The organism is Candidatus Coatesbacteria bacterium, from assembly GCA_014728225.1.
Classification (GTDB): domain Bacteria; phylum RBG-13-66-14; class RBG-13-66-14; order RBG-13-66-14; family RBG-13-66-14; genus WJLX01.
Map to the genome: position 1 here is coordinate 1 of WJLX01000022.1, position 4,302 is coordinate 4,302.

The window sequence follows — 4,302 nt, forward strand, 5'->3', positions numbered from 1 at the left end:
CCTCGACGACGAACGTCTACAACTCCTACGGCCTGGCCGTGGGAAGCCTGGACCGGCTCGACGCTTACAATCGACGGGGTGAGTCCCGCCGAGCCCGGAGGGCGTATTGAACCGCGTCGAAAAGCCAGCCTACCGGATCGACATCCGTGTTAACGGCGGCGCGTGGGTCGACGTATCCACGGCGGTTCAGGGCGCCCCGAGCCTGAGCTGGGAGCTGGAGGAGTCCACCGGGCGGCTGATTAGCGACCAGCTGACCGTGCGCTGCTACGTCGAGTTCCTCGATGATTGCGGGCTGGCGGTCAAGGATGTTCTCGACGCCGATGACCTGGGGGTCCGGGTTGCCGTTTTCGAGGCCGGGCGGGCGCTGAGCCCCGGCCGCGGCATCGTTTTCCGGGGTCGGGCCGACGAGGTTGCCCGGCTCTCGACCCACGCGCCCGGTGATACCCTGGACATTACGGTCCTGGACCTGCTGGCGTCGCAGTCCGATACGGTTGCGCCGGCGTCGACGGTGGACAGCGCCCCGGCGCGGTATACCGATCTACTGGACGAGCTGGCCGGCGCGGTTGGTCTTTCCGTCGCGACGGCCCCGCCCTTGGCCCTCGAAGGCGACGAGCTGGTAATCAGCCATCATCCCAGCCCCTCCGGCGATCCGACCATCGAAGTCAGGGGTCTGGCGTGGTGGCCGAATGAGTCGATGATAGTCTGCGGGGTCGGCGAGCGTATCTACGCATACGACCCGGCGACGGGAGATAGCTACATGCTGGCCGTCCCGCCCTGGCCGTTGTCCACCAGCCCGCCCCGGAGCATCGACCGCATCTGGGTATCAGGCGATGATATCTACGGCGTGGCCTTGACCACGGCGGACGCCGGGCTGACGGCCGAGAGCTACATCGTCAAGGCCGACCTATCGAGCTGGAGCCGGGCAACGATGAGCCCGACGCCGGTGGCGTATACGGCCTACGAGGACGTCCCGCTGCGGCTGTACAACGCCGGTCAGGTCAAGATCGAGGCCAAAGAGGCCCAGTTCTACGACCGGGACAACGGTTACCTGGCGTGGGCACAGGTCATCGGCGCCGCTGCCCCGGAGCGCCCGGAGATCGGCTGGGGCCTGCACATCCTGACCGACGGGACGTTCTACGTTGCGCCCCGCCGTTGGGAGGTTCGCTATTACGGCGCCCCGCCGGGCTATGACTATACCACGGTCGAGCCGGGCTACGCCGGGCGCAACCTGTACCTGGCCGACGAGACGGAAGTGGCGGTCGAGTACGAGGGGGCGGGCCGTCGGCAAGCGGACGTAATCTGCTACCGCCAGCCGGGGCCGCTGGGCTATTACGTTCCCAGCACGGCCGTCGTTACCACCGGGGGCTCGAAGGTCGAGGACCTGGGCAACGGCCGCCCCGACGCCGAGCGGGTGGGGACGTTACCGTTGACCTTGCCGCCGGGCTACTACTCTTTCATCAGCGCCGGGCAGGGCTACGATCCAGAGGCCGATGACGAGGTTGCCGAGCGCGTCGACGGCTTCAGCATCGTCTTCTCGCAGCCGCAGCGTCGGGTCGAGGCCGTCAAGACGGACGCCGCCGATAACCCCCTAACAGCTGAGGACGCTGTTGACCCGGCGCTGTTCGAGAAGCCGTTGGGGCCGCTGGTCGCTACCGGTGATAACGAATGGGAGCGGGTCTTCATCCGCGACGTATCGGAGGGGGATCGGGTCGAAGTTGCCGGGTTCCCGGCCCATGCCTATGACATCCACCTGGCCCGTGCCGGCGCCGACGAAGTCTACTGTGTTTTCGCCCGCGACGACGGGCTGACCGGGGCCTACGGCCGGACGGAGCCGCTGGTCGAGACGGAGGTCGGCGTCTGCCGGGGCTCCGGCACCAGCTGGACCTATCAGCGCCTCTACACCCTGAGCGGTTGGAATAACACGCTGGCCCATAACGAGGCCGAGCACTCGCATTACCGCCCGACCTGCATCGCCTACGCCGCCGGTAAGCTGTATTTCGGCGTGGTCGAGACTGTTCAACGCTTCGTCGACGCCGGGGTCCGGGTCCACAGCGCCTACACCAGCTGGACGGAAGACGACGGCGACTACTACGCCGACGAGGCCCGCATCCTGATCGAGGGTCACCACGTCGACGACTTCGAGGTTGGTCAACGCATTCGCCTCTGGCCGGACCAGCCGGAGCTGTTCGCCTACGCCCCCCTGCCCCGGACGATCACCAACGTCGACTGGACGAACGATTACGGCGGCGAGTACCGGACGCTGGTCAACGTCGAACCCTTCCTGGACGTGACCAGCGGCGAGCTGGACCCGGACGAGCGGGTTATCACTCGCACCGCCGGCGAGACGCAGGGTATCGAGGAGTACCGGGCGGACAACTCGCTATTCGAGTGGGGAGCGCCGACTATCCAGCACGAGGCGGCCCGCGAGCAGCGCACCCGGTTCTACCGCCTCGACCTGACCACCCTGGCGGGCCTGACGGAGGTCGACAACGGGCAGGTCGAGGCTACCGAGACGGTGACCCCGGAGGTGGACGGCGACCGGGCGGTTGTCGAACTGGGCAACGCCTACCCTACCGACGTTGCATTGACCCTGGGCTCCAGCGCGGTAATCTCGACCTTGGACGAGGACGAGCGGGACAAGACGGGCGCCGGCCGGGTGTACCTGTCCCGCCGCTACGCCGGGCTGGAGCTGACCGCGACGTACAACTATTACGATCCGGCGCTGCGCTTCGAGCGGGCGCTGGCCGTCGGGGAGACCTGCTACTTCACCAGGGGCAAGGAGCTGCTGGACACCGCCGGTGACTGCGGCGACGTACACTACCAGGCGTCCGGGGTCGTATCACCGCTGGTAATCGCCCCGACGCCGCCGCTGCGCCTCTACGGTGTAGCGGAGGGCGGCGGCGGGCTGCTGTTCCAGCTGTCCCGGCGCTTGAGCGGCTTCGTCGGCGACCGCACGGGCTGGGCGAGCAAACCCGTGCCGTCCTGTCTCTCGGAGCTGGCCCTGGCCCTGGGCTGCGTGTTTTGGGTCGACGCCGGCGGGGGGTTGCACTTCGTGCCTCGAGGTTGGCGGCGCAACCGGCACGTTATCGCCGCGACGGAGATCACCGACTACACCGAGCCGGGGGCCTGGCAGGTTCCGGCCAGCGCGGTTACCGTGAGCTGGCCGGGCGGAGAGGCCACCGTGGGTAGCCTGTCGGCGACGCGAGCCGTGGTTAACGAGTCGTTCACCGCCGACCTGGTGACCAGCGCGGGCTGGGCCGGGCTGCTGGCCGATCACCTGCATGAGCGCCTGACAGGGTCGGCCTACCGCGCCGAGGCGACCCTACGGGACATCCGGCTGGACATCGAGGTCGGCGACGGGGTGCAGTTGGCCCTGACCGGCACAATCAGCGTCGACGACGGCATCGGCACCGTGGTCGGCATGAGCATCGCCCCCGGTCAGACGATGCTGACGGTGGGGGTGTAACGATGATCACCGGTCACATTCGCGGCAACACGGTGTTCTGGACCGGTCAAGCGTGGCACTACCTGGACGACGGGGTTGCGGTTGATGACGACCCGGACCGTCCGTGTGCCCGCTGCGGCCGCCCGCCGACCCCGGAGGGTCACGACGCCTGTCTCGGCCATATCGGCGGCGCATCGAGCGCCTGTTGCGGTCATGGAGTGGAGCGCGGGTACGTGAAAACGCAAAACGAGGGAGCTAATTAAATGGGATTGCCTAACGTAGCCTGGGGCGGGACCGACTCCGGCGGCCAGCTGCGGCCGAAGGTCAGCTTTTCCGGCGACTACGCCGGGGCGCACTCCGATGTGACCCTACCCGCCGACGGCTTCACCGGCCTCGACGAGGACTGGGTCCCCGAGGAGCTGGTCAACACCGCGCTGGACAGCCGCCGGACCACCAGCGCCGCGCTAATCGGCTTCCGGGGCCGCTTCACTGTTCGCTACGCCGTGGTCGACGCCGGGGATCGTCAGACCCTGGCCCGGCTGGTCAACCTGGCCGATACCCTGTGGTTCTACCCGCATTCGGATGCGGCGGTCCGCTACGAGACGCGCATCGCCGCGCACTCGGGGCTCACCCAGCAGCTAGGCGGGCGGCCCATCGCCTATGGCCCCTGCTCGATCACCTTTGAAACGACCAAGCTCTACAGCGGCGTCCCACGAGACGAGGACCATTCGCACTTCTCCGACTCGACGGAGGGTAGCTACGTTGCCGCCGACGAGGTTGTCCATTTTGCCGACTCGACTGAAGGCGGTTACGCCGACGACGATGAGGTCGGGCACTTCAACACAAGCGAGGAATAA

The 4,302-nt window shown here is 67.6% G+C and carries 2 protein-coding genes; both read left to right on the forward strand.

Annotated elements, in window-relative coordinates:
• Positions 1–106 precede the first annotated feature (106 nt).
• Entirely contained in the window at positions 107–3,466 is a 3,360-nt protein-coding gene (locus tag GF399_01895) for a hypothetical protein (GenBank protein MBD3399066.1), read from the forward strand.
• A gap of 242 nt (positions 3,467–3,708) precedes the next feature.
• Entirely contained in the window at positions 3,709–4,302 is a 594-nt protein-coding gene (locus GF399_01900) for a hypothetical protein (GenBank protein MBD3399067.1), read from the forward strand.